General features: G+C 71.4%; 1 protein-coding gene. It reads right to left on the reverse strand.

Annotated features, from left to right (window positions below):
* Positions 1–1,076 (reverse strand): hypothetical protein (locus Q7W29_12415; protein MDO9172621.1); only part of this gene is annotated, 1,076 nt, incomplete at both ends.

Below are 1,076 nucleotides of genomic sequence, written 5' to 3' on the forward strand. Positions count from 1 at the left end.
ACCCACTGGTGGGCCCAGCGGTTGTCGCTCTCGTTGGTCTCGGCGATCAGGTCGGTGGCGTCGAGCTTGGCCTCGATCGTGTGACGGCCGCCGCCGACCCACAGCGGACCGGCATTGTTGCCGTAGAAGCCGCCGCCGGCCCCGATGGCGCCCCACGACAGCCACCACTGGGCGGCGGCGTCGATGTAGGCGTAGGTGTAGAAGCCGCCGCCGGTCGTCGATTCGCCGTTGTTGACGCCGGTCAGGTTCCAGTACGTGCCGGCGGCGTCGCCGGGCAGGGTCCCGGGCGCCGGGGCGTAGTTCCAGGCGCCGTCGGCCGTCTCGCGCGGCACCAGCGGCGCCGCCCAACCGGCCCACAGGGCGAACGTCAGGTTGGCGGGCACCGGCGCGCGCACCGTGTACGGCCCGGACCAGGCGTAGGTCCCGCTCCACTTCCCGGAGCGGTCCAGGGTGCGGATGCTGAAGTAGTACGTGCCCGGCGCGAGCGACGGCGTGGTGTAGTTCGTCACGTCGCCGATGTCCATGACGGCCGCCGGCAGGCCGATCCCCCCGGCGATGGTGATGCCGTAGCCCTCGACGCCCGAGGCATCGTCGTAGGCCCGGGTCCACACCAGGTCGATGGTGGGGTCGGGCGAGTCGCCGGACGTGGCGTGGCTCGTCGAGTAGAGCGACGACACCGCCGGCGGGTTCGCGACGTCGATCTCGTACCCGCAGTTCTTGGCCGTCGCCCACAGGCCCTCGCGGTAGCCGGGGTAGCGGTTCTTGAACGCGGTGAGGAACAGGGCCGGTGTGGTCGGGTGGTCGAGGTCGACGCAGGTGATGACCTCGTCCCAGCCCAGACCCAACTCGTCGGTCTCGGCGAAGGCCGCGTGGTCGTCGTTCGTGCCGTCGCCGATGTCGCGGACGACGGCGCCCAGGAAGCCCTCGGTGCGCAGCGGGTCGTCCCACGACGGGCCGCACGAGGACACGTTCTCCATGTCGTAGACCGACGAGGCGGCCCGCCCGTACACGGCGGCGAAGCTGCCCGGGATCACGTCGCCCATCCAGTCGGGGTAGCCCTCGTTGAAGGCGTCGTG

This window comes from bacterium (genome assembly GCA_030654305.1).
Taxonomy (GTDB): domain Bacteria; phylum Krumholzibacteriota; class Krumholzibacteriia; order LZORAL124-64-63; family LZORAL124-64-63; genus PNOJ01.